This is a genomic window from Agrilactobacillus yilanensis (assembly GCF_003946725.1).
GTDB classification, from domain to species: domain Bacteria; phylum Bacillota; class Bacilli; order Lactobacillales; family Lactobacillaceae; genus Agrilactobacillus; species Agrilactobacillus yilanensis.
In genome coordinates, this window is the sequence record NZ_RHOY01000009.1 from 88,122 (window position 1) to 113,644 (window position 25,523).

At 39.7% G+C, this 25,523-nt stretch carries 23 protein-coding genes; 20 read left to right on the forward strand and 3 right to left on the reverse strand.

Translation table 11 applies throughout. The features are described 5' to 3' along the window. Nucleotides 1-128: 128 nt before the first annotated feature. The 11 genes from EKM93_RS07800 (at nucleotide 129) to EKM93_RS07850 (ending at nucleotide 11,436) form a co-directional block, all read left to right on the forward strand. The gene (locus tag EKM93_RS07800) at nucleotides 129-1,736 is read left to right on the forward strand and encodes a CTP synthase (RefSeq protein WP_125714677.1); all 1,608 of its coding nucleotides are present in this window, start codon (nucleotides 129-131) and stop codon (nucleotides 1,734-1,736) included. Nucleotides 1,737-2,065: 329 nt separating this feature from the next. Next, complete coding sequence (locus EKM93_RS07805; protein WP_125714679.1) at nucleotides 2,066-3,334, forward strand: UDP-N-acetylglucosamine 1-carboxyvinyltransferase; 1,269 nt, start codon at nucleotides 2,066-2,068, stop codon at nucleotides 3,332-3,334. 117 nt (nucleotides 3,335-3,451) lie between these two features. Then, nucleotides 3,452-3,727, forward strand: a complete 276-nt coding sequence (locus EKM93_RS07810) for a type B 50S ribosomal protein L31 (RefSeq protein ID WP_125714681.1) — start codon at nucleotides 3,452-3,454, stop codon at nucleotides 3,725-3,727. A gap of 211 nt (nucleotides 3,728-3,938) precedes the next feature. Continuing rightward, nucleotides 3,939-4,700, forward strand: a complete 762-nt coding sequence (locus EKM93_RS07815) for a hypothetical protein (RefSeq protein ID WP_125714682.1) — start codon at nucleotides 3,939-3,941, stop codon at nucleotides 4,698-4,700. A 5-nt stretch (nucleotides 4,701-4,705) separates the two neighbouring features. Continuing rightward, nucleotides 4,706-5,803 (forward strand): D-alanine--D-alanine ligase family protein, encoded by a 1,098-nt coding sequence (locus tag EKM93_RS07820; protein ID WP_125714684.1) that lies wholly within the window; start codon nucleotides 4,706-4,708, stop codon nucleotides 5,801-5,803. Between the two features lie 18 nt (nucleotides 5,804-5,821). Further along, complete coding sequence (locus EKM93_RS07825; protein WP_125714686.1) at nucleotides 5,822-7,192, forward strand: UDP-N-acetylmuramoyl-tripeptide--D-alanyl-D-alanine ligase; 1,371 nt, start codon at nucleotides 5,822-5,824, stop codon at nucleotides 7,190-7,192. Between the two features lie 157 nt (nucleotides 7,193-7,349). Further along, entirely contained in the window at nucleotides 7,350-8,882 is a 1,533-nt protein-coding gene (locus EKM93_RS07830) for a DEAD/DEAH box helicase (RefSeq protein ID WP_125714688.1), read from the forward strand. A gap of 285 nt (nucleotides 8,883-9,167) precedes the next feature. Next, nucleotides 9,168-9,524, forward strand: coding sequence for a holo-ACP synthase (acpS, locus tag EKM93_RS07835; RefSeq protein ID WP_125714690.1), 357 nt, complete (start codon nucleotides 9,168-9,170; stop codon nucleotides 9,522-9,524). A 15-nt stretch (nucleotides 9,525-9,539) separates the two neighbouring features. Beyond that, nucleotides 9,540-10,667, forward strand: a complete 1,128-nt coding sequence (gene alr, locus EKM93_RS07840; protein WP_125714692.1) for an alanine racemase — start codon at nucleotides 9,540-9,542, stop codon at nucleotides 10,665-10,667. A gap of 99 nt (nucleotides 10,668-10,766) precedes the next feature. Then, a complete protein-coding gene (locus EKM93_RS07845) occupies nucleotides 10,767-11,015 on the forward strand; it encodes a hypothetical protein (RefSeq protein ID WP_125714694.1) in 249 nt (82 codons plus the stop codon). A 22-nt stretch (nucleotides 11,016-11,037) separates the two neighbouring features. After that, a complete protein-coding gene (locus tag EKM93_RS07850) occupies nucleotides 11,038-11,436 on the forward strand; it encodes a type II toxin-antitoxin system PemK/MazF family toxin (RefSeq protein WP_125714696.1) in 399 nt (132 codons plus the stop codon). Nucleotides 11,437-11,530: 94 nt separating this feature from the next. Here the strand turns inward: EKM93_RS07850 and cbpA are convergent, their stop codons facing one another. Beyond that, nucleotides 11,531-12,208, reverse strand: coding sequence for a cyclic di-AMP binding protein CbpA (gene cbpA, locus EKM93_RS07855; RefSeq protein ID WP_125714699.1), 678 nt, complete (start codon nucleotides 12,206-12,208; stop codon nucleotides 11,531-11,533). A gap of 113 nt (nucleotides 12,209-12,321) precedes the next feature. Between cbpA and EKM93_RS07860 the strand changes: the two genes are divergently transcribed. Then, nucleotides 12,322-12,987 carry an O-methyltransferase gene (locus EKM93_RS07860; protein ID WP_125714701.1) on the forward strand — a complete coding sequence of 222 codons (666 nt, stop codon included), beginning with the start codon at nucleotides 12,322-12,324 and terminating at the stop codon, nucleotides 12,985-12,987. 543 nt (nucleotides 12,988-13,530) lie between these two features. On the opposite strand, the gene EKM93_RS07865 is transcribed toward EKM93_RS07860, so the two are convergent. Further along, a complete protein-coding gene (locus tag EKM93_RS07865) occupies nucleotides 13,531-14,910 on the reverse strand; it encodes a L,D-transpeptidase family protein (RefSeq protein ID WP_125714703.1) in 1,380 nt (459 codons plus the stop codon). A 212-nt stretch (nucleotides 14,911-15,122) separates the two neighbouring features. Beyond that, nucleotides 15,123-16,103: an L-lactate dehydrogenase gene (locus EKM93_RS07870; RefSeq protein WP_125714705.1), complete on the reverse strand. Its 981-nt coding sequence runs from the start codon at nucleotides 16,101-16,103 to the stop codon at nucleotides 15,123-15,125. A 302-nt stretch (nucleotides 16,104-16,405) separates the two neighbouring features. On the opposite strand from EKM93_RS07870, the gene pth reads away from it, so the two are divergent. The 8 genes from pth (at nucleotide 16,406) to hpt (ending at nucleotide 25,518) form a co-directional block, all read left to right on the forward strand. Continuing rightward, nucleotides 16,406-16,966 (forward strand): aminoacyl-tRNA hydrolase, encoded by a 561-nt coding sequence (gene pth, locus EKM93_RS07875; RefSeq protein ID WP_125714707.1) that lies wholly within the window; start codon nucleotides 16,406-16,408, stop codon nucleotides 16,964-16,966. Nucleotides 16,967-16,983: 17 nt separating this feature from the next. Continuing rightward, nucleotides 16,984-20,523 carry a transcription-repair coupling factor gene (gene mfd / locus EKM93_RS07880; RefSeq protein WP_125714708.1) on the forward strand — a complete coding sequence of 1,180 codons (3,540 nt, stop codon included), beginning with the start codon at nucleotides 16,984-16,986 and terminating at the stop codon, nucleotides 20,521-20,523. Nucleotides 20,524-20,532: 9 nt separating this feature from the next. After that, the gene (locus EKM93_RS07885) at nucleotides 20,533-22,119 is read left to right on the forward strand and encodes a putative polysaccharide biosynthesis protein (protein WP_125714710.1); all 1,587 of its coding nucleotides are present in this window, start codon (nucleotides 20,533-20,535) and stop codon (nucleotides 22,117-22,119) included. 20 nt (nucleotides 22,120-22,139) lie between these two features. Beyond that, the gene (locus EKM93_RS07890) at nucleotides 22,140-22,412 is read left to right on the forward strand and encodes an RNA-binding S4 domain-containing protein (protein ID WP_125714712.1); all 273 of its coding nucleotides are present in this window, start codon (nucleotides 22,140-22,142) and stop codon (nucleotides 22,410-22,412) included. A 77-nt stretch (nucleotides 22,413-22,489) separates the two neighbouring features. Then, on the forward strand, nucleotides 22,490-22,888 hold the full coding sequence (locus EKM93_RS07895; RefSeq protein WP_125714714.1) for an FtsB family cell division protein: 399 nt from the start codon (nucleotides 22,490-22,492) through the stop codon (nucleotides 22,886-22,888). 66 nt (nucleotides 22,889-22,954) lie between these two features. Continuing rightward, on the forward strand, nucleotides 22,955-23,500 hold the full coding sequence (locus EKM93_RS07900) for a S1 domain-containing RNA-binding protein (RefSeq protein ID WP_125714716.1): 546 nt from the start codon (nucleotides 22,955-22,957) through the stop codon (nucleotides 23,498-23,500). A gap of 83 nt (nucleotides 23,501-23,583) precedes the next feature. Next, a complete protein-coding gene (tilS, locus tag EKM93_RS07905) occupies nucleotides 23,584-24,963 on the forward strand; it encodes a tRNA lysidine(34) synthetase TilS (protein ID WP_125714718.1) in 1,380 nt (459 codons plus the stop codon). 15 nt (nucleotides 24,964-24,978) lie between these two features. Then, a complete protein-coding gene (gene hpt, locus EKM93_RS07910; protein ID WP_125714720.1) occupies nucleotides 24,979-25,518 on the forward strand; it encodes a hypoxanthine phosphoribosyltransferase in 540 nt (179 codons plus the stop codon). The last annotated feature ends 5 nt before the right edge of the window (nucleotides 25,519-25,523 follow it).

Sequence of the window (25,523 nt, forward strand, 5' to 3'; positions counted from 1 at the left end):
ACTTTTTGGGCGCTTTACTACGGTAAAGCCAAAGTACGGTTTTAACAAGCTCCTTATTCGAATGAATGAGGAGCTTGTTTTATTATTATGTAATTTACGCCTCGACAAAACAATGAAGGAGTTTTGATATGACCAAGTATATCTTTGTAACCGGCGGTGTTGTTTCCTCTCTAGGAAAGGGTATTGTAGCAGCTTCACTAGGACGTTTGTTAAAAAATCGCGGGTTGAAGGTTACCATGCAAAAATTTGACCCATACATTAATGTGGACCCTGGAACGATGAATCCTTACCAGCACGGGGAAGTATTTGTTACAGATGATGGGACCGAAACAGACCTTGACCTTGGACATTATGAGCGCTTCATTGACAACGATTTAAATAAATATTCTAACGTGACGACAGGTAAAATTTACTCTGAAGTTCTGCAAAAAGAACGTCACGGCGAATACCTTGGGGCAACCGTTCAAGTCATTCCGCATATTACAAACATGATTAAAGAAAAAATTATGCGGGCAGCAACAACAACGGATTCTGATGTAATTATCACAGAAGTTGGCGGGACTGTAGGGGATATTGAATCGCTACCATTCTTAGAAGCCTTGCGCCAAATGAAATCAGAAGTCGGTTCTGAAAATGCAATTTATATTCATACGACATTAGTACCTTATTTGCATGCGGCCGGCGAAATGAAGACAAAACCTACGCAACATAGTGTTAAAGAATTAAGAAGTTTGGGGATTCAACCTAATATATTAGTACTCCGGACAGAAAAACCGGTTTCTCAAGAATTACGGGATAAAATTGCGTTGTTCTGTGACGTTGATCCTGAAGCGGTAATTGAATCTAAAGATGTTAAAACACTCTATTCTTTACCGTTAACATTACAGGCTCAAAACATGGACCAAATCGTTTGCGATTATCTGCATATTGACGCACCAAAAGCAGATATGACAGATTGGCGTAACTTAGAACAAAAAGTGCAAAACTTAAAACATAAAACAAAAATTACGTTGGTCGGCAAATATGTTGAATTGCAAGATGCTTACATCTCAGTGACAGAAGCCTTAAAACATGCGGGCTACTTCTATGATTCTGATATTGAATTAAACAAAGTTCAAGCTGAAGGTTTAACAGATGACAATGTCGCTGAATTGCTAGGGGATGCCGATGGGATCTTAGTACCTGGGGGCTTTGGCAATCGTGGCCTTGAAGGCAAAATTGCAGCTACAAAATATGCCCGGGAAAATGATATTCCATTTTTAGGCATTTGCTTAGGCATGCAGATGGCTTGTGTTGAGTTTGCACGCAACGTCGCTGGCTTAAAACATGCAGGTACAACTGAAACAGATCCAGATGTTGAAGATAACATCATTGATTTAATGGCTGATCAGCATGATGTTGAAAATATGGGCGGTACACAACGTTTAGGCCTTTACCCATGTAAATTAAAACCAGGCAGTGTGGCTGCAGCCGCTTATGCCGGTCAAAGCGTTATTCAAGAACGTCATCGTCATCGTTATGAATTCAATAACAAGTATCGTGATTTATTAGCTGAAAAAGGCTTAGTCTTTTCTGGTGTTTCACCGGATAACCGTTTAGTGGAAGTTGTAGAAATTCCAACTAATAAATTCTTTGTTGCTAGTCAGTATCATCCTGAATTCTTATCTCGACCAAACCGTCCTGAAGGACTATTCAAAGCCTTTATTGGTGTTGCTTCAGGTTTAGCCAAAGATTAATCGTCGCTACTGTAGATAAATGACGTTAATATGAATATTTGGTTAATTTAAATGATCAATAAATTAAAATTAAATAAAAATATAATTAAAATTAGCGTCTCATCGTGATTTAAGCATGCTATAAAATTAAGAAAAAATTAGGTTTATTATGAACCTGATTTTTTTAACGCGTAATTCTTATAGAAAAGGATAAATTACCCGGGTCATACCTTGTAATTTATCCATATTTTCTATATGATTACATATAGTGTCAGCCACTTGAGATATACTTATACAGTGGTGTCACTTTGATGAAAAATTTATCTTTTAATAATAAGGAATAAAAGTAAATGAAAAAAATGATAATTCATGGTGGACGTAAGTTAACAGGTGAAGTTGTAATTGGTGGCGCGAAGAATAGTACCGTAGCCTTAATTCCAGCTGCAATTTTATCAGAATCAGTAGTGACATTAGATGGGGTACCACATATCAAAGATGTGTATAATCTAATGGATATTTTGAGTGCAATGAATGTGCATTCAAACTTTAATGAAGCAACGGATACTTTAACATTAGACCCTACAGAAATTGAATTTAAGCCGCTACCTAATGGTAAAATCAAAAGTTTAAGAGCGTCTTATTACTTTATGGGGGCTTTATTAGGCCGTTTTGGGCATGCCATTGTGGGACTGCCTGGCGGGGATGATATTGGCCCAAGACCAATTGATCAGCATATCAAAGGCTTTGAATCACTAGGGGCTTCTGTAAGCAATGAACATGGTGCGATGTTTATTACGGCACCAGAAGAAGGCTTACATGGCGCACGGATTTTCTTAGATATGGTCTCTGTTGGCGCCACGATCAATTTGATCTTAGCGGCGGTTACAGCAACGGGACAAACAAGTATCGAAAATGCAGCTAAAGAACCAGAAATCATTGATTTGGCAACTTACCTTAACAATATGGGTGCTAAAATTAGAGGTGCCGGTACGGATACGATTCGGATTGATGGGGTTGCGCATCTGTATGCCAAAAATCCCCACACTATTATTCCAGATCGAATTGAAGCTGGAACTTATTTAGCCATGGCGGGTGCTTGTGGTGATGGCGTTAATGTCAAGAATATCATCAGTGAGCATTTAGATGCTTATTTAGCAAAATTAGAAGAAATCGGTGTGCAGATGGACGTGGGAGAAGACAATATTTTTGTTTATCCTTCTGGCAACTTACAGGCGGTTCAGATCAAAACCAGCCCTTATCCTGGGTTTGCGACCGACCTACAGCAACCGATTACACCGCTACTGTTAAAGGCGGCAGGTGATGGCATTGTGATCGATACAATCTATCCTAAACGTGTCCGGCACATACCTGAATTGATTCGGATGGGGGCAGATATTAGCCTCGAAAATGATGTGATTATTTTGCATCATGTGGATCGTTTGCAAGGTGCAGAAGTAACCGCTGATGAGATTCGGGCGGGGGCTTGCTTGATGACTGCAGGCTTAATGGCTGAGGGCAAAACGACAATTTCAAAGGTAGATAACATCTTACGGGGCTATGACCGGGTTGTTTATAAGTTAAAGAAACTTGGGGCAGACGTTGAAATGATTGATGACTGAGTTTCTAAAAATAGCTATTGTCTTTAAATGAAAATCATGTTAGTATTTTAAGATGTGCAAGAAAGCATTATTATCTCTATTTCAGCAAATGATTTAGGGCAAAGGAGCGAAACAATAATGAGAAAAGGTATCCATCCAGATTATCATCCCGTTGTATTTTTAGATTCCGCAACTGGGTATAAGTTTATCTCTGGTTCAACAAGAAACTCTAGTGAAACAATTGAATTTGAAGGCGCTGAATATCCATTAATCCGTGTTGAAATTTCTTCTGATTCACACCCATTCTATACGGGCAGACAGAAATTCACGCAAGCCGATGGCCGTGTGGATCGCTTTAACAAAAAATATGGTTTTGTCGACAAAAATGCAAAACCAGCTGAAGACGCTGAATAAGCATATTGAATCCTGCGCATATTTTTGCGAAAGTATTCTGTCAAAAAGGTCGCAACAATTAATTGTTGCGGCCTTTTTTATGAAATATTAAGCATATTGTTCGGCTTTTAGAATAATTTTTAGTGGCTTTGACCATTTAAAAAGTGGTAATATTTAATATTGGGACTGTGTATTTTTCGGAATTTATTGGATAGATGGAGTTATGGTGGAGATGGCGGAAGATTATTTATATGTGCATTTAGAAACCGTTACCAATATGATTGTTTCATATGGTATTGATATGGCCGATTTTGTGAATGGCTTTAAGCACGTACCTGAACATTTATTATTATTGTCACCTGTGAATCCAGATGAAATGATTGATCCACATACTGGATTTAATGTGATTTCAGGGCGTGAGGATGTTTTGAGTTACTTATTAAATCGTAAACTTAAAGCCAAAAAATGGATTGATTATGCGGATACAAGTTACTTAGAGGAAGTTACACCGCAAGAAGTTGCGGAATTGCTTTATTTAGGACATGCGTATACGCATCTTTCGTCACCATTTTATTATAAACTCGGAAATCAATATGTCTTTTTAGAGTCAATGGATCACTTAACTAAGGTTTATTATCGGCAGCTGGATAATTTTTACCAAGTTTTATCTAATGCAATTGTCCGGTGTTTTGAAGCCCATACTTTTGATCAAAGCTTTTTGTTCCGACGACATCGGGTGCAGTATGTGCCTTTAGATAAAGCAACTATTCAAGTACTTCGGCCTTTGTTAATTGACGGGACTTTGTTAAACTTTACAGAAGCTAAGCGTCAAGGCGTCTTTTTAGAAGTACCGCTTTATCAGCTGCAGCATAGATTTGTCGTGAATGAAGCAACTTGGGTGCCTGACGGTGATATTTTATTAGGTTATTTAAGTTATAATCGAGAAACACAGCATTGGCTTGTGAGTCTACAAACTGAATCAAAGGAGCGTTAAAACGTATGCGAATTTATTTACTTTATGGTGGACGCAGTGTAGAACATGATATTTCAATTTTGAGTGCTTTTTCAGTAGTCGAGGCAATTTCGTACGAGAAACATCAATTAGTGCCAGTTTATATTACTAAAAGCGGGCAATTTATTGCGGGTCAGTTATTGACGGCACCTTTGGAATCTGAAAAACAACTACATTTAGCTGTTGCCGATCAGGCCAGCTATCAAGCACCGGATCAGCAATCTTACGGGACGGCTGTGACGCCTTATGATTTTGAGCGTGAGAATAGTATCGTCTTTCCAATGCTTCATGGTACCAACGGAGAAGATGGTACCATTCAAGGGGCATTAGATGTTTTAAATATGCCTTATGTTGGTGATGGCGTGATGGCTTCAGCAACGGGGATGGATAAAATTATTAGCAAACTTGTTTTCCAAGAAGCTGGTATTCCGCAAGTGCCTTTTGAAGCGATTTTATATAATGATTGGCTTAAAGATGCAGATCGTATCTTAGATCGTGTTTTAGGGTCATTATTGCTGCCGCTATTTGTTAAACCGGCTAATGCTGGCTCCAGTATCGGTATTTCAATGGTTGCTGATGATAAAACAGCTAAGACGGCATTGCAAAAGTCAATTGATGAGGCGTTTAAATATAATGACCGGGTTATTGTGGAGCAAGGTGTACCAGATGCCCGGGAATTAGAAGTAGCGATTTTAGGTAATGATGATATTCGAATTACTGTACCGGGAGAAATCGGCAAGGCTCGGACTTTTTATGATTTTGATGCTAAATTCGTAGACGGTTCAACAAAATTAATTATCCCAGCACCAGTAAGCGAAGCGGTTAAAACAAAAATACAAACCTATGCAAAACAGGCATTTATTGCGTTAGGGGCTTCAGGTTTAGCGCGGGTGGATTTCTTTTTGAGCACCGGTGACGAGGTCTTTTTAAATGAAGTTCAAACGATGCCGGGCTTCACCAAATATTCGATGTATCCTTATTTGTGGCAAGAAATGGGTCTATCTTATAGCGCCTTAATTGATGAATTGATTCAATTGGGGTTACAATACTATCAACGTAGAAAGAAATTAGAAGCTAATTTTTAAATTAAGGAGTTTTTAGACATGAAAATGACCATGAATGAGGTTGCTAAGGCGGTCCATAGTGCAACTGAATTAGGAGAATGGGGCAGCCGGATTGTCACCAGTGTTTCATTTGATACACGGCAGCTTCAAATTGGTGGTTTATTTGTGCCTTTGATTGCCCAGCGGGATGGTCATGACTTTGTCGAATCTGCTGTGGCTAAAGGCGCTGTTGGTAGTTTTTGGCAAAGCGATCATGAGCATCGGCCTTATAATTTTCCAACGATTGAAGTAAAGGATATACAGCAAGCTTTGATTGATTTGGCAAAATATTATTTATACAAGGTGAATCCTCGCGTTATTGCGGTTACCGGCAGCAATGGTAAAACAACGACTAAAGATATGATTGCGGCTGTTTTGAGTACCCAAAGCAATACGCACAAGACAGTGGCAAACTATAATAATGAAATTGGGGTCCCTTATACAATTTTAGGCATGGATACTAATACTGAGAATTTGGTGTTGGAAATGGGCATGGACCGTCCTGGGCAATTACATACAATGAGCATGATTGCCGAACCGGATATTGCGGTGATCACGATGATTGGAGAGGCTCATATTGAGTTCTTTGGGACCCGGGATAAGATTGCGGATGCTAAATTAGAAATCACTGACGGCTTAAAAGAAGATGGCGTCTTGATTTATAATGGGGATGAACCGTTATTAACAGCCAAAGTACCAGAAAATATGGAAACTAAGACGTTTGGGTTACAAGCGGCTAATGCGCTAGTGGCGACGGATGTTGTTGCAGAGAAAGAAAAGACATATTTTAAAACAAATTTATGGCCAGAGAAACAATTTGAGCTGCCATTGATGGGCGATTACAATGTTAATAATGCTTTGGCGGCAATTTTAGTGGGTCAACAAGTTCATGTTCCAGTGAATGAAATTATTACGGCACTGAAACAATTTCAAATCACTTCAAAGCGTACGGAATGGTTAAAGGCCAGTAATGGCTGTGATATTTTGAGTGATGTTTATAATTCTAATCCAACAGCTGTCAAAAAAGTTTTGAAGAATTTCAGCGCAATTTCCAATACAGGCCGCAAAAAAGTCGTTTTGGGGGATATGTTGGAGTTAGGGGCGCAAAGCCGCGACCTTCATGCTGGTGTGGCGGATGCCTTAGATCCTGAAATCATCACTGAAGTTTATTTATATGGGAAAGATATTCAGGCGCTATATGATGTTTTACAGCATAAGTATGATGCGGCGCATTTGCACTATTATTGTTTAGCGGATAAAGCACTGATGGTAACGGACATCAAGGCTAATTTGCATCCTAACGATGCGATTTTACTAAAGGCCAGTCATGGCTTACATTTAGAAACTGTTGTGGCAGATTTACAAGCTTAATTTGCTATTCGATGTAATCTTTGTTATTATTTATAGGTTGCGTTAATAAACAGTTAAACATTAGAATACAAAACAACGACTTTTCGGTAATGCATGACTACAACGTGTTCGGTGTTTTGTGTAAATGTTTTAGGCAAAACTCAAGGAGGAACACTATTTGAAATTCGAGGCTTTAAATCTCGATCCCGCATTATTGGAAGCTGTACAATCAGCAGGTTTTGAAGAAGCGACACCAATTCAGGCCGGGACAATCCCATTAGTTATGGCTGGTAAAGACGTTATTGGTCAGGCACAAACTGGTACTGGGAAAACCGCAGCCTTTGCGTTGCCAATTCTTAATAACTTAGATATGAAAGATGAAAATGTGCAAGCATTAATCATCTCTCCAACTCGTGAACTCGCGATTCAAACACAAGAAGAATTATACCGATTAGGTCAATTTAAAAAGGCACGGATCCAAGTTGTTTATGGTGGTGCTGATATTAGAAGACAAATTCGTAGTCTTAAGCATAACCATCCCCAAGTAGTTGTTGGGACACCTGGTCGACTTTTGGATTTAATCAATCGTAATGCTTTAAAGATTGAACATATCCGGACATTAGTTTTAGATGAAGCTGATGAAATGTTAGATATGGGCTTCATTGAAGATATCGAAAAGATCTTAACCCATGTCCCTAACGAACACCAAACATTACTATTTTCAGCAACGATGCCAGCACCAATTATGCGCATCAGTGAAAAATTCATGAGCAAACCAGAAATTGTAAAGATTAAATCTAAAGAATTAACTTCAGATTTAATTGATCAATATTATGTTCGTTCAAAAGACTTTGAAAAATTTGATGTTATGACTCGGCTTTTTGATGTTCAAAATCCAGAATTAGCGTTAGTTTTCGGCCGGACAAAGCGTCGTGTCGATGAATTAGCGAAGGGCTTGCAAGCTCGAGGCTATCGCGCAGAAGGCATTCATGGTGATTTGACACAACAAAAACGGATGAGTGTATTGCGTCAATTTAAAAAAGGCGAATTGGATATCTTGGTGGCAACGGATGTCGCTGCCCGTGGTTTGGATATTTCTGGGGTAACCCACGTTTACAATTATGATATTCCACAAGATCCTGACAGTTATGTTCACCGGATTGGTAGAACTGGCCGTGCTGGGAAGTCTGGGATGTCTGTAACTTTTGTGACGTCTAATGAAATGGGCTACCTTAAGACAATCGAACAATTGACTAAAAAACGGATGCGGCCTTTAATGCCACCAACAGACAAGCAAGCGTTCAAAGGCCAGTTAAAAACGGCCGTTGAAACAATTACAGCTGACTTAGAGGCAGATGGCTTAGATAAATACGAAGCAACGGCACAAGAGTTGTTAACACAATTCTCCGCAGAACAATTAGTTGCAGCTTATGTTAAAGAGGTTAGCAAGGATTCTACGGATGTTCCGGTTAAAATTACACCTGAACGACCATTGCCAGCACGTAAAGCAAGTCATCACCGTTCTTCTTCACGTCGGGGGAATAACAACCATCGACGCAGTAATGGCGGCGGTAATGGCAAGTCCTTTAACCGTGGCGGTAAAGGTAATTACAATCATAAAAAATCTAATGGTGGTCATGGTAAGAGTAAAGATGGTCATCAAAAACATGGCAATCGCAACTTCACCATTAGAACAAATACAAATGCTTAGTTTATAAGCTGAAAAAGCTAAATCAGAGGGATGACTTTTGATTTAGCTTTTTTGTTTTGGATTTGAAACGCGTTCACTAGAGCAAAGCTCTGGCTCATAAACGCGCTCTTAAAGACTGATTTCTGCGCTTAGCTACGTCTAACTTGTAAGCGAAGACCGCTCACGGCGTTAGTCTAGGCTATGCTCAAAATCAACCCGTCTTTAGTCGCGCTCTGGTTTAAAATGTTGTATCGGTGTCTGTTTTGCGCTATGGTATAATACGTAAAAAGACTGGGAGTTGACGTTATGATTATCGGTATAGGGGTCGATCTGACTGAAATTGATCGAATTAAGGCTGCGTTAGAAAAAAACCAGCGCTTTGCAGAAAAGGTGCTAACCTCTGAAGAATTAGCTATTTTTTTAGAATTCCCTGAAAATAGTCAACGATGCTATGAGTTTTTGGCGGGGCGTTTTTCTGCTAAAGAGGCTTATGCAAAGGCTTTAGGAACTGGGATTGGTAAGGTTGGCTTACACGATATTGAAATTCTAAACGATCCGACTGGTCGACCGATTGTTACAAGACAACCGTTTATTGGGACGGCGCTGGTGTCTATTTCACATACGGCATCATTAGTGATGACCCAAGTTATTTTACAAAATTAAAGGAGCTGACCAACTATGGTTGTTGGTAATTTACGTCACGCTCAAGTAACCATTGATGAACGGGCGATATTTAATAATGTGGCTGCGGAGAAACAACGTTTGCCTAAAGAAACGGATTTATTTGCGGTGGTCAAAGCAGATGGTTATGGGCATGGCATGGTACCGGTGGCTCAAGCGGCTAAAAAAGCGGGCGCTAACGGTTTTTGCGTTGCTTTATTAGATGAGGCACTAGGCTTACGGCAAGCTTTGTTAACAGAGCCTATTTTAGTATTAGGCATCACGGATCCGGAATATAGTAATATCGCCGCAAGTATGGATATTTCATTGGCGGTAGGTAGTCGAGAGTGGCTGATACAGGCTAAGGCAGTATTGGCGCAAACGGTGCCTTTACGACCATTGGCGGTACATTTGGCTGTTGATAGCGGGATGGGCCGAATTGGTTTTACAGATTTGAGTGAATTTTTACGGGCTGTGCATTATATTCAGACAAATTCTGAATATTTTGATTTTGAAGGCGTGTTTACCCATTTTGCGACGGCAGATTCTGAAGAAACGGCTTATTTCAAGCAGCAGTCCGCTAAATTTAATAGTTTTGTAGCGGCTTTGGACGATCGACCGCGCTATGTGCATGTCTCTAATTCGGCGACGAGTCTTTGGCATGAGGCATGTAATGGTAATATGATTCGTTTTGGCGTGGCGTTATATGGGTTAAACCCTTCTGGAGATGCTTTGAAGCTGCCTTATACGTTACAGCCAGCATTGAGTCTAACGTCTGAAATTGTATTCTGTAAAGAAATTCATGCCGGCGATTGTGTCGGTTATGGCGCAACTTATACAGCTAAAACGGATGAATGGGTTGGCACTGTACCAATCGGTTATGCGGATGGCTGGTTGCGGCGTTTACAAGGATTTTACGTATTAGTAGATGGTGTCCGCTGTGAGATTGTTGGCCGGATCTGTATGGATCAATTCATGATTCGCTTGCCAAAAGCCTATCCAATGGGCACTAAAGTCACGTTGGTTGGTGAAGATGGTGGACAGACAATCCGGCTACAGGATGTTGCGGATTATTCACAGACGATTCATTATGAATTAGCTTGTATTTTAACCAATCGATTGCCTAGAAATTATATTAAAATATAACCTAGGAGAAAACCCTTAATAAATTTTTGGGACTCCTCAAGTGCCTAAATAAGTGTTATGATGATTTTGCAGATCATTGTGATTGTGGAGGTATTTGTGATGGAGCAAAAGAAGCTGTCAGTACAAGTTGATGGGAACCTTTCACGAGAAGTTGAGGCATATTGTAGTATGTATGCTATTGATACGCAGCAAGTAATTGAATCGGCTTTGAGTGAGTATCTTGAGCAGCACCAACCCTTGATGGAAGAGCTGATTGAGGGGTATACTGAAATGGCTAGCATCAATTCAGAGATTTGTCAGGAGTTTTCTGCTTCAGAATGCGAAGCGTATTTGCACATTGTTAAGTAATTAAGTAGAAGGGAGGAAACGCATGGATCTTGTTGTGAAACGGGGAGATATATTTTATGCAGATTTATCGCCCGTGGTCGGTTCAGAACAAGGTGGTTTACGCCCTGTCTTAATTATTCAGAATAATGTGGGGAATCATTTTAGTCCAACAGTTATTGTTGCTGCAATAACGGCTAAGATTCAGAAGCCGAAAATGCCAACGCATGTGGGACTTATTGCCAAGGCCGATGGTATTGAACGAGATTCTGTTGTTTTATTAGAACAGATTCGTACGATTGATAAACAACGGCTTAAGGATAAAGTAACCCAGTTATCTGCTGAAAAAATGATTCAAGTCGATCAAGCATTGAGCGTCAGTGTCGGATTAGATGCGGCGACCAAGCGCTTTGGTCGAGTACATAACCATAATCCTGAAAAATAATTAAAGAACGATAAGACTAAAAATACCCAATCAAAAAGAGACTATTCACGAAAAATAAATTTTGTGTCTAGTCTCTTTTTTTGTATAATAGAATTTACATGTTTGTTGGGAATGTATCTGTATCACGCAAGATTTTGTCGTTTTGCAAGTCATCAATTTCCACAACGGTGAAGCCTTTTTTCTCTAGATGTTTGACCATCTTTGCAATAACTGCTTGTTCCGTATCTGCGGGAAAAGTGAATAAGGTGCGTCTGACAAAGTTTTCTTTTTTAGCGTCTAAGGTCATACAGCCTAGAATTGAGGCATAACGGGCGATGATTTTAGACATTTTGGCAAGTTCGCCTTGGCCACCAGGGGAGGTTACGGTGAGCACATAACCACTGACATCTATATTCCAAGCTTCTGAAAGTTCACCCAGCAGTCGATTGTGGGTTAGAATGCCATAAAAATTGTTATTTTCGTCTAAAACAGAGATATAGGGAAGATCCCGAATATCAAAGAAGACTTTAAAAAAAGGTGACTGAATATTAATGGTTTTAGTTGCATTTTTTAAGAGGTGCGTCACGGGAAGTGTCATATCCCCACCTTGGGCAATATGACGATAAAGGTGCATTTTGTAGATGTTACCACGGAATAATTGACCAGATTCGTTTAAGATCGGAATGCAACGAAAACCGGTGTCCTCTAAAATAGCCAGCGCTTCTTTGAGTGTGGCGGTTTCAGGGACGGTAGTTAACGCATCTTTTTTAGTAACAAGGGGTTCAATTAACATGAAATGCCTACTTTCTGGATCCAAATAATGAAGTTAATGCCTGAACAATCATATCATATTTAGTGATTTTAGTCAGCGTTATCTAAAAAAATAATTAGGAGTTTTAGTTTATTATGAGAAACGAAATGATGCATCGTCCGGTAATTGATCCGGATGTTTTAGCCTTTTTAAGACAGGACCAGCAGCCTTTGAGCGGTGATTTGAAAAAATTAGAGGAGCATGCACATGCGGTGGGTAATCCAGTTATTCCTCATGAAACGGTTAATTTTTTTAGAGTTTTATTAAAAGTAGCTCGGCCACAATCTATTTTAGAAGTTGGCACGGCCATCGGGTTCTCGGCACTGTTGATGGCCCAAAATACACCGGCATCTACGAAAATTACGACGATTGATCGATTTGATATTATGATTAAGCATGCTCAGGCAAATTTTAAGAAATTTAAGATGACGGATCGAATTCAGCTATTGCAAGGGGATGCGGCTGATATTCTGCCAACATTACAGCCGAGCTATGACTTTATTTTTTTAGATAGTGCGAAGGCGAAATACATTGATTTTTTACCGTATTGTTTGAATTTATTAAGCGATACAGGTATTTTATTGATTGACGATGTTTTGCAGGGGGGGACAGTGTTGCAGCCCATTGAAGAAATTAAACATCGGCATAAAAATATTCATCGTAATTTAAATGCGCTATTTGAAACGGTATTTCATGATGACTCATTGGTGTCTAGTTTGATTCCTGTGGGAGATGGGTTACTAATGATTACTAAAAAATAGCATTAAAAAAATCTGAGTCAAAACGAAATTGTTTTGACTCAGATTTTTTGTCACGCTCTGATTAAACGCGTTCACTAGGGCAAATCTCTTACCTAACTACGAATTATTCATAAGCGAGGTGCACTTATTTCATAATTCTAGGTTAGTGCTCGAGGTTTTCCCGCCCTAGTTCCCGCTCTGATTAAACGCGTTCACTAGGGCAAATCTCTTACCTAACTACGAATTATTCATAAGCGAGGTGCACTTATTTCATAATTCTAGGTTAGTGCTCGAGGTTTTCCCGCCCTAGTTCCCGCTCTGATTAAACGCGTTCACTAGGGCAAATCTCTTACCTAACTACGAATTATTCATAAGCGAGGTGCACTTATTTCATAATTCTAGGTTAGTGCTCGAGGCTTTCCCGCCCTAGTTCCCGCTCTGATTAAACGCGTTCCAAGTTACTGACAATTTACATAACTACGTCTTACTCACAAGCCAAGTTCGGGCTTATATCGTAAGTCTAGGTTATGTGCATTGTCAAACCATAACTTGTCACGCTCTGTCTTAATACACAATGACTGGTGTGTTAACACCGACGTTTTCGTAGACTTGGCTCATGACGCTTGGTGGTGTGTTAATGCAGCCATGGGAGCCGTGTTCGATATACCAGGTGCCGCCATATTGTGGTTGCCATGAGGAATCATGGATCCCGACGCCGGTGTAGTCAATTGGCATCCAGTAACTAACCGGTGAGTTATAGTCAGAGCCGTCGGAATTTTTACCCTTCAATGAGGTATTACGTTCTCTGCTCCAGACGGCGAAGACGCCAGATGGGGTGTCTTGACCGGGCTTGCCGGTAACAACGTCGGTGCTGATGATGAGGCTACCGTTTTTATAGACCCACATATGTTGCGCAGATTTGCTAACTTCAACGTAGGTGTCGCCGATGTCTGTACCATTGTCGTTATAGCCGAAGCCTTGAGTGATCGGTGTTCTTGTAAAATCTTGACCTTTAAGTACTTCTTTGCTTAAAGCAGCGACTTCACTGGTACGTTTAATGCTCCAGCCATAGATACCTGCTGGGACATCGACGGTAGAGCCGCCGGTCGTCTTGAAGCTACGGGTTTTACTGATTGTGCCGTACTTGCTAGATAATTCAGAGACATAATTAGAAACAGCAGTGGTATTTAATTTAATTTCGCCATTTTCATATTCTAACCATTTATAAATTTCAGATTTGGCAACTTTTTCAGTTGAGCCAAATATCTTATAAGTGATATTTTCATTATGAATCGTTTCTAATTGTTTCAAATCTTTAGTTAAAGTGCTGTCATCTGAAAGTACGGTAGGTGTCACATAGGCTTTTTTTAGATCAATATCTGTTTGGCCGCTATCAATGCTGCGAATGATTTCTTTTTTCAATTTTGCTTCATCAATATTGTTACCGTAGACTTCCTTGACGATTTTGAAACTAGCACCGCTTTTAGTAATTGATGCGTTTTTAGTTTCAGTTCGATTGGCTTTTGTTTCAGCTACGAGTTTCTCGTAAAGTTGATCTGCTTTTTGTTGATCCAACTTTAATTGGCTATTACTGGCAGCATCTTCACTACCAGCTGCAAACACAGTTAAGGACCAAGCCCACGGATTTTGGTTGGCTTTTAGATTTTGCAGTTGTGTCAGATAGTTATGCCGAATATTTAGATCTTTGCCAGTGAAAGATAAGATAGTTTTTTGTTGCTCAACAACTTTATACTGTTGCTCGGATAAACGGTGCTTTAATAGCTTGTTAGCAGCTTCTGGGGTTTTCCCAGAAATGTTTACACCGGAATAAGTCGTATTGGGTAAAAAAACATTTTGATAGTGAATGCTGACAATGAAATAAATGGCTACGATACCCAGCAATGTAAAAATTAGCTTTACGGGGAGCGCCTTTTTTAGCTTCACAGGTGCAGATACCTCCTTTAAAATTATAACTGTACAATATCACTATTATAAGCAAGATTAAACCAAAAAGAAATGCTATTAAGAACTCTTATAAGAATTGTTAGATTATAATTATGATAGAATAAAATAATATTTTTTATAAATAAAAAAGCTACGCCCAATATTAATTTAGCATAGCTTTTGTTTTGACTATTAATATAATGCCTTAGCGCTTATTGGCGAGTTTCGATGTCATCTTTCTCAAAAGCGTCATCTAAAATCTTCTTCAATTGTTTTGCTGAGGCAGTCATGCTTTCGCGTTCGTGGTCTGTTAATGGGATTTCTAAGATTTGTTGTACACCACTGCGGTTAATAACAGCAGGAGAACCGATATAAATATCGTTCAAGCCATATTGGCCATCCATATAAACAGACAATGGTAATACAGCATCTTCATCATCTAAAATAGCACGGGTGATTCTGGACAATGCAGTTGCGATACCGTAGAAAGTAGCACCCTTTAAGTCGATGATCTTATAAGCGGCATCACGAACATCTTCGAACATACCAACTAATTTAGTTTCATCAATTTCTGGATGGGCTTTAACATATTCAGCAATCTTAATACCAGCGATATTGGCATGTGACCATACAGGGAATTCTGTATCGCCATGTTCGCCCATAATGTAAGCATGGACGGAACGAGCATCAACGTTAACTAATTCAGCAATAGATTGGCGGAAACGAGCGGTATCCAAAGAAGTACCAGAGCCGACAACCCGATTTTTAGGGAAGCCAGAAAGTTTCCAAGTAGCATAAGTTAAAATATCAACAGGGTTGGCAGCAACTAAGAAGATACCCTTAAATCCGGATTCAACGATAGGATCAACGATAGACTTCAAAATCTTTAAGTTTTTGTTGACTAAGTCTAAACGTGTTTCGCCTGGCTTTTGAGGTGCGCCGGCAGTGATCACAACAACGTCTGCATCGGTTGCGTCAGAATATTCTGCAGAGTAAATTTCCTTAGGTTGTGTGAATGGTAAAGCGTTGGAAAGATCGATCGCATCACCTTTAGTTTTATCTTTAAAGATATCAACGATACCAATTTCTTGAGCAATACCTTGTAATACTAGTGCGTAAGCGTAACTAGAACCAACTGCACCGTCACCGACAAGCAAAACTTTTTGATGATCCTTTTGTGTTGTAGATGCCAAAGTGATTCATCCTTTCTGGAAAACAAATTTTATCGAAATTAGTATAACACACTTTTCATGATGTTTGGGGCTTTTTTCAAAACTTTTTCATTAATTTTTTATAATTTTTTCAAAACATTAATACAGAAATGTAAACACGAATACCACAGTAAAAACGCTCAAGTTCAAGATAGAACAATTAGCAAATTATTTGCGTATGTAAAAAGTATAACAGTATAATAAAAAATACAGAGTATGATATACTAAGAATTTGCAGACAACTCAAGTAAAACAATTTGGTTTAAACCATGGAGGCATTAATTTTGAAAATTGTTGTTGGTTTAGGAAATCCTGGCAAAAAATATAATCAAACAAAACACAATGTGGGATTTATGGTTTTAGAGACATTAGGTCAAAAACTAAATCAAACGTTAACCAAAAAAGATTTTGAAGCACGGTTTACGACATTCCAATATAATGAAGAAAAGGTATTCTTAGTCGAACCGTTAACTTACATGAACGATTCTGGCCGTGCAGTGGGGCCATTGATGCATTATTACCATATTGAACCTAAAGATCTATTAGTCATTCAAGATGATATGGATCTGGCGTTAGGCAAGCTACGTTTTCGGACAAAAGGTTCTTCAGGCGGCCACAATGGCATTAAGAGCATTATTGCGGCAGTTCAGACGGAATCTTTTAATCGACTGAAAGTAGGCATTCAACATCCTCAGCGGAGCAAAGTAGTTGATTGGGTTTTGACACCTTTTAATAAAGATGACCAAATCACAATGTTAGATGCTTATGATCGGGCGGCGGCAGCCATTGTAGCCTGGCTAGATGGCACTGAACCTCAAGATATTATGAACCGTTTCAATGGCTAGTCAAAGGAGGCTATTGGATGAATTTAATCGAATTATTTGACCAAAACCAGCAAATTAGCCAAGTGGCTGAGCCGATTCAACCGAATTATCGTCAATTAGTGACGGGATTAGAAGGTTCAGCTCGGGCAGTATGGTTGGCGGGTTTATTTCAGAAAACGCAAAAAAGTTTAATTGTTGTCTTAGCAAACAGTCAACAATTAGACAGTTTAAATAGTGATCTCAGCAATTTATTGGATGAAGATCAGGTGCAAAATTTTCCAGTAGCGGAAGTTTTGGCAGCCGAGTTAGCATTAAGTTCACCGGAATTTCGTAGTCAACGCGTGATTACCTTAGATCGTTTAGTCCATCAAAAACCGACGATTGTGCTGACGACACTTGGTGGGGTTCAAAAAATATTGCCAGCACCTACAGTATTTGCCCAATATACAATCGCTTTAAAAACGGGCGATACGGTGGATCTGACAGACTTGATTCAAAAACTTGTTGATATGGGCTATGTTCGGCAAAAGTTAGTGGCTTCTCCCGGTGAATTTGCCATTCGGGGTGACATTATAGATATTTTTCCAATCAATGCGAGTCTACCTTATCGAATTGAGCTGTTTGATACAGAAATTGACGGCTTACGCAGTTTTGATCCTGAAACGCAGCGTAGTATTGAAAATTTAGAACAAGTGCAAGTGTTGCCTGCTTCTGAAGTCGTGCTAACGGTTCAGCAGTTAAAAGAAACCGGTTTAAAATTACAGAAGAAATTGGATCAACGGGTACCAGAATTAGAAAATGATCCCAAACTGCAGCAAGCCCTGCAGCAAAAGATACAATTTGTGATTGATCAGTTAGTACAAGGGCAACGGCCAGAAAATATTGGCTTATTTTTAGCAGAAATCTTTAAAAAGACGGCGACTTTGTTAAATTATATACAAGATGATGAAGTATTGTTACTTGACGACTATCCAAGGCTGCAAGCCCAAAGCCGGCAGCACTTGGCAGAAACAGCACAGTGGCAAACTGATCTGTTGGAACAGGGACAAATTTTAAAAACACAAAAAGTTGAACATGATCTGATGGACGATTTACGTAAAGATAAACATCCCCGTATTTATCTTTCGTTATTCCAAAAAGGCATGGGCCGGTTACATTTAGATGCCATTGTCAATCTTAAAAGCCGGACGCCGCAAAAGTTTTTCAGCCAAATGCCTCTAGTTAAAACCGAAATGGATCGTTGGCTCAAAGAAAAAGCAACGGTTGTGGTTTTAGTCGCACAAGCCGCCAGATTGGCTAAAGTTTCCGAAACTTTCAGTGATTTTGAAATTCATAATTTAATGACCGGGATCAACGATATTGAACCTCAGCGGATTCAGCTAGTGCCGGGGACATTACAGTCAGGTTTTGAAATTGTGGATAGCAAAGTTGTTGTTTTAACAGAAGCGGAATTATTTAATCAGCCGCCAAAGAAAAAAGTGCGTTCCTTAGCCATTGACAATGCTGAACGAATCAAAAGCTATAATGACTTAAAAGCTGGCGATTACGTGGTGCATGTAAATCATGGGATTGGAAAATTCATGGGTACGGAAACGATGACCGTGGACGGTGTCAAACAGGATTATTTGACGATTTTATATCAAAGTAATGCCAAATTATTCATCCCTGTGACGCAGCTAAATCTAATTCAAAAGTATGTTGCTTCTGAAGGTAAAACGCCTAGAATTAATAAGTTAGGCGGTACCGAATGGCAAAAAACAAAACGAAAAGTAGCTTCAAAAATTGAAGATATTGCGGATGACTTGATCGAACTTTATGCTCAACGGGAATCCGAAAGAGGCTTTGCTTTTTCACCGGATAATAGCTATCAACAAGAATTTGAAGATGCCTTTGCATATTCAGAAACACCGGACCAACTGCGCAGTGTGGCTGAAATTAAGCAGGATATGGAATCTAATCGACCAATGGATCGGCTGTTAGTTGGGGATGTGGGTTTTGGTAAAACAGAAGTTGCTTTACGGGCGGCTTTTAAGGCAGTTCAAGATGGCAAGCAGGTGGCCTTTTTAGTACCCACAACAATTTTGGCGCAGCAACATTTTGAAACAATGCAGCAGCGATTTACAGATTTTCCAGTTAATATTGGCGTCTTGTCCAGGTTCCAAACAAAAGCGCAAACCACGGAAACGTTGCAAGCTTTGAAAAAAGGACAGGTTGATATTGTGGTGGGTACGCATCGACTTTTATCCCAAGATGTACGTTTTAGCGACTTAGGCTTATTGATTATTGATGAGGAGCAGCGTTTTGGCGTAAATCATAAGGAAAGAATCAAGCAATTAAAGGCAAATGTGGATGTTTTGACATTAACTGCAACGCCAATCCCACGGACATTGAATATGTCGATGGTGGGCGTCCGAGATCTGTCAGTTATTGAGACACCGCCGGCAAATCGTTATCCAATCCAAACTTATGTGATGGAACAAAATCCAGGTGCCATTCACGAAGCGATTGCCCGGGAAATGGATCGTAATGGTCAGGTTTTTTATTTGCATAATCGAGTAGGCGATATTGAACGCACAGTGGAAAAACTGCAAGCGTTAGTCCCCGAAGCAACGATCACGTATGCGCATGGTCAGATGGGTGAAAACCAACTGGAAAATGTAATTATGAGTTTTATTAACAATGAAGCCGACGTTTTGGTGGCTACCACCATTATCGAATCAGGGGTGGATATGCCTAATGCCAATACGATTATTGTAGAGAATGCAGATCACTATGGCTTGTCCCAACTGTATCAGCTGCGGGGGCGCGTTGGCCGGAGTAATCGAGTGGCTTATGCGTATTTTACCCATCAACCTGACAAAGTATTGACTGAAGTCAGCGAAAAAAGACTGCAGGCCGTTAAGGACTTTACAGAACTAGGTTCAGGCTTTAAAATTGCCATGCGGGATTTGTCAATTCGAGGTGCCGGGAACTTATTAGGCTCGCAACAGCATGGCTTTATCGACAGCGTCGGCTATGATTTGTATTCGCAAATGTTATCTGAAGCCGTGGCCGCCCGTAAAGGCAAAACAGCTGTGAAACGGACCAACAGTGAAATTGAATTGAAAATTGAAGCTTACATCCCTAGTGCTTATATTGAAGATGAGCAGCAAAAAATTGAGATGTACAAGCGAATTCGACAAGTGGATAGTTTAGAAACACTAGATGACATCAGTGAAGATTTAGTAGATCGCTTCGGCGACTATCCCCAAGAAGTCGATTATTTATTACAAGTGGCAAAATTGAAGTTTTTAGCAGATCAGGCTTTAATTGAAAATATCAGTCAAAATGATAAGCAGTTAACATTAACGTTGTCCAGTGCTAGCTTTGAAGCGGTACAAGGAGAAGGTATTTTCCAAGCTTTAGCTAAAACTAAAATGCATGCAGCTGTTAAAGATACAAATCAAAAAATTGCAGTTAGAATGACGATTCAACCTAAAATGACGCTAGATGATTGGTTAACCCAATTAATTGCTTTTGTCACAGATTTAGCCCAACAAGTGACGAAGACCCAACCAACACCTAGTCGGCAAGTATAGGAGAACAGTATGGCAAAAAATAGTGCCAAGAATTTGATGCGTGGGGCGCTACTATTATCAATGGCTTCATTACTCAGCAAGATTTTGAGCGCTGTTTATCGTGTACCATTTCAAAATATTGTGGGTAATGGGGGCTTTTATGTTTATCAACAAGTTTACCCATTATATGGCATTGGGATGACCTTAGCTTTATCAGGGCTGCCAAATTTTGTGTCTAAACTTATTGCAGAACAACAAAATCCCAAATTAAAGATTAAATTATTACAAAAGATCTTTATTTTGGTCAGTTTACTCAGTCTGGGTATTTTTATAGTTTTATATTTCAAAGCTGAGACAATCGCTGGTTTGATGGGTGATCGGCAATTAGCCAGTTTAATCAAAGTGGTGGCCTTTATGTTTTTATTGACGCCATTTTTAACGTGCTTACGGGGTTATTTTCAAGGCGTTTTTGATATGCGGCCCACAGCGATCTCCCAAGTGGTAGAGCAAATACTGCGGGTAACCGTTATTTTAATTGCGGCCGGCCTATATTTGCATTACCGTTGGAATTACTATGTCATGGGGACTGTCGCGATGAGTGGCGCTTTAATTGGCGGTTTAGCGGCAATTATTGTGATGCTGCCAGCGGCTAAAAAACCGATGGCCGATTTAGGAGATTGGCAAACGCTATCCCAAACATCAGAGCTGCCAAGTTTTAGAGTTTTATTACATCAACTTTGGGTTGAAGGTGGCTCACTGAGCTTATTTGCAGCCACAATGGTAATTTTACAGCTGGTTGACTCTTTTAGTGTGGCTAAGGGCTTGATTGCCAGTGGTTTACAGCCAACAGCAGCTTATAATTTAAAAGGGATCTATGATCGGGCCCAACCGCTAGTACAGTTGGGCTTAGTAATTACGATGGCCTTTGTGACGGCTTTGCTGCCGGCTTTAAGTGAAGCTAGAAAAGCGCGACGCAAATATCTATTCATCAAAATTACCAAACAACTGGTACACATCGCCCTAGCGCTTTCAGCGGCAGCAACAGCGGGTTTAATCGTGTTAATGCCTTGGATTAATCGCTTACTTTTTGGCGACAGTGAGGGGAGCGGCACCATTGCGCTGTACATGCTCAGCGTGATGTTCATGGCTTTGATCAATGTGTTTAGCAGTGTGCTGCAAAGTCTAGATCGCTTTAAGGTACCGACAATGGCTTTATTGGCAGGGATTGCCTTTAAAATGGTTTTTAATCGTTGGTTCACCCAAGTTTTTGGCATTTCCGGCAGCAGTTTGATTACGGTTTTAGCCTTAGCCGGAGCCGCATTTTTAATCTTTTTGCACACGCCAAGTTATGTTCGGCAAGCGATTTTTGACCGCGGTTTTATTTTTAAATTGACGGTGATCGTGTTTATCATGGCTATAGTGGTTGCCATTGGGGCCGTAGTTGCGAATACGCTGTTTCCTAGCGGTCGCTTAGGGGCAGGATTAGTGACACTTATTAATATTGGCGTTGGGATTGTTGTATTTGGCTATTTAAGTGTTAAACTCAAATTATTGACGTTAAAAGAGTGGTTAGCTTTACCGTTTGTTGGTAAGGTTTTACACAAAATCAAAACTTAAGCATTAGAAAGGACAAACTTATGCGTTTAGATAAATTTTTGAAAGTTTCTCGAGTGATCAAACGCCGTTCTGTTGCAAAAGAAATTGCAGATAAAGGCCGAATTCTGGTCAACGGCAAAGTCGCTAAATCAGCTACAGATGTGGCTGTAGGCGATAAATTAGAAATTAAATTCGGAAATCGAACAACGGTAATAGAAGTTAAAAACTTGCTAGATTCAACTAAAAAAGAGGATGCTGCAGAAATGTACGTCATCTTATCAGAAGAATTTGCGCAAAAGGATAATTTTATTTAAAGATAATTCAAAATTCCCAAGGACTGCGGTATACTGTAAGCAACAGGTTACTTACAGTCAATCGGGAGAAAAACAATATGTACGAAAAGCAATCATCACAGCCAAAAGTACAGGCTTTAAACAATAAGTATCATCAGCAGCAGACCTTAAAAAATATCCATGCGCGTCGGCAAAAGTACGTGCGTCAGGTGCGTAAAAAACGGTTATTGTTTATTGGTCTAATTTTTGGTGTGGTCGTCTTATTTTTAGGCGTTCAAATTTTTCAGACTCGACAAAACCATCAAACCCTGCAGGCGCAAACACAGACCAGTCAAGCTCAGTTAGAAAAAGTAAGGGACAGTCATACGGATTTACAGCAGCAAGTGCGTCAGTTGAATGACAAAACCTACTTAGAAAAGATTATCCGTGAACGTTATTATTACTCAAAATCTGGTGAGATTATTTTTAGTTTGCCTGGGGATAAACCAAGTAATTAGGGTTGCACACATTTTTGAAAATGCTATACTTATTGTTACACAAACTAAGGAGGACTTTTCTGTTTTATGTCGATTGAAATTGGCGAAAAAGTTAAGGGTAAAGTGACAGGCATTACGAATTTTGGGGCATTTGTTGATCTAGGTGATCATCAAACTGGCTTAGTGCACATCAGTGAAATTTCTGAGAACTATGTCAAAGACATCCATGATGTTTTGACAGTGGGCGATGAAGTAACTGTTAAAGTACTATCTATGAAGGAAGGCAAAATTGGTCTATCTATCCGCAAGGCAGAAGATCATCCAAAACCATCCGCACATACAAATAATAACAGTCACGCAAGCCGCACAAGTACGAACCATAGCAGTAACAATAGCCATGGGGATCACGCCGGTAGTAGTAGCAACAGTCATTTTAATAACTCTAAAAATTATAATCACCGTAGTAACAATGCTGGCAGTAGAAACCAGTTTGGTGGTTCTAAGCAAAATAATAATAGTAAAGATTTTGATAGCTTATTATCCGGCTTTCTTAAAGAAAGTGAAGATCGTTTGACTTCTTTGAAACGCAATACAGAAGGTAAACGCGGTGGCCGTGGCGGTCGTCGTAGCTAGTCTAAAGATCTGATGAAGAAGTTGGTCGCAAAACAAACCGTTTTGTTCCCGACTTTTTTCTTTTTTAGGGATAGGAGGTTCACGTGGACTTATTCGAGCAATTTAAAAATCATGTTCGTGACGACAAACTGTTTGACAAAAACGATCATATCTTACTAGCTGTTTCTACGGGTGTTGATTCGATGGCTTTGTGGGATCTATGCCGGCAGCTGCCCGATGCATTACGGCCGAAAATGACAGTGGCCTATGTGGATCATCATTTACGGGCACAGAGTACCGCAGAGACAAACTTCATTAAAACCATTGCAACACAGCGGCAGACGCCGCTATATTGTGCACAATGGGCTTTAGATCAGCATCCCCAAGAAGGCGTAGAAGCCGCCGCCCGTGCTTTTCGGTATCAGTTTTTTTATGACACCATGCTTAAAACGGACTGTAATTTATTAGTAACGGCCCATCACGGGGATGACTTGGCGGAAACCATTATTATGAAACTCAGCCGATCAGGAGATTTAAAAAGTGTTGTCGGTTTACAAACACAACGTGGCTTTCATGAACTTGGGTTAGTTCGACCGCTGCTGCCATATAGTAAAGCTGAAATTTACGACTACGCCAAAAGCGGGCATTTGGATTACTTTGAAGACGTTACAAATCAAGAAGATACATTCTTACGAAACCGATTAAGACATCATGTACTACCACAGCTTAAAACGGAAAATCCAAATTTATTAGCCCATACGCAGTACTTTTCGGAGAGTTTAGCCAGCTTATTGGCTTTTCAAGAAACCTTTATGCCACAGCTGTTAGTGCAACAAAATATTAAGACAACAGCTACGGGTATTAAGGGCTCTGTCGCCGCATTTAAGACATTACCTTCAACGACCCGACTGGCTTTTATTCAAGGGCTATGGGGCCTTTATTTCAAAAAAGTGCCATTAAAAGCAACCCAGGCAAAACAGATATTGGCGCTGTTAATGGGGGAAAAGCCCCAGGTAACATTGGATTTAGAAGGAGAGTTACAATTCCAGCGTGTTTATCAGAGTTATTTTATTCAAAAAAATCAGACTTTAGCAGTAAGTAATCATCAGACTTTTCAGCTAAAATTAGATCATTGGCAACCTTTGTCAACAGATATTGAAGTTGGCATTTTCAAACAGGCCCCCCTTGCTAAGCCGTCGGAAAATCTCGTTATTCAACCTGTTTTATTAACTAAAATGGATTGGCCTCTCACAGTACGACACCGACGACCTGGGGATCGGTACTTGTTAGCAAATGGAAACCATGGTAAGTTAAAAAAACTATTTATCGATCAGCATGTACCACAAAGTAAGCGGCAAAAATTTTGGTTGATTTTTGCTAACGAAAATTTACTTTGGATACCAAATTTTCGCTTTTTTCAATTGTTTCATACTTCTGAAACTGATAAAATGAGTTTCGTGTTGTGTTTTAAGCAAAGACTTTAAAGGGAGAACGAAAATATGCAAGATGATATTCTTAGCGTTTTGTACTCAGAAGCAGAGATCAAAACAGCTGTAGCGCGCCTAGGTAAAGCCATTAAACAGGACTATCAAGGTAAAAATCCACTATTAATTGGTATTTTAAAAGGTGCCATCGTCTTTATGACGGATTTAATTCGTTCAGTAGATGATTTTGTAGAAATTGACTTCATGGATGTTTCTAGTTATGGTGATGCAGCAGTCTCTTCTGGCGAGGTCAAAATTCTCAAGGATTTGGATACATCAGTTGCTGGTCGTGATATTATAATAGTTGAAGATATCGTAGACAGCGGGCGAACACTGGACTATTTGATCAAACTTTTCCAAACCAGAGCGGCCAATTCTGTCAAAATCTGTGCTTTACTGGATAAACCAGAAGGCCGGCAGACAGAAGTTACTGCTGATTATATTGGTCTTAGAGTACCAAATGAGTTTGTTGTGGGCTACGGGTTAGATTATGCTGAAAAATATCGTAATCTGCCTTACATCGGTATCTTAAAACCTGAAGTCTATGAAGATTAAATGTT